Origin of the sequence: Paenibacillus hemerocallicola (genome assembly GCF_006265175.1) — a bacterium.
GTDB classification, from domain to species: domain Bacteria; phylum Bacillota; class Bacilli; order Paenibacillales; family NBRC-103111; genus Paenibacillus_AB; species Paenibacillus_AB hemerocallicola.
The window spans coordinates 1-525 of record NZ_VDCQ01000166.1; the positions used below are offsets into that span (position 1 = coordinate 1).

The window sequence follows — 525 nt, forward strand, 5'->3', positions numbered from 1 at the left end:
TTACAAATGATTGAGCCAACAGGCAGAAGAGTTCAGACAATGCTATTCAATCGTATCTTTTAACCAAACTAAATATGTTAGGATTCAAGAGTTTAGGCTCGTAGTATTGAATTGATTAACCAACCCTCCTAAAATATGATTAAGACAATTTTTAGAAAAGGAATGATTCAATGAATAATTACGAATACACCGAGAGAGAACTAATAAAGTTTACCGTAAAGTACTCATCATCAAAACTAACTGCTGAACAGGCCGGAATTGTAATCTCCCAAACCGCAGTTATGTACAAAATAATTCAAGAATATTTAGACTCACCTTATGATCTACAGTTAGTCCGGACAAGTCGAGGTTCCTACATTTTTGAATTCTTAGGCGACCCCGTTGTTTTGGATCAGATAGTTAATATTTGCAGTTTTATTGGTAATCAGTTATCAGACTTTTGGGGTTATGTTGGGAGCAACGTCACATGGGATCTTACAAAATACATTGGAGTAGAAGTATTACGCAAAAAAACTGAACTTCAAA

1 protein-coding gene is annotated in these 525 nt (G+C 34.7%); it reads left to right on the plus strand.

The window, feature by feature from the left end; genetic code table 11:
- Positions 1 to 170 precede the first annotated feature (170 nt).
- Positions 171 to 525, plus strand: a 355-nt coding sequence (locus tag FE784_RS41750) for a hypothetical protein (RefSeq protein WP_218103899.1), incomplete at its 3' end; no start/stop codon positions are given.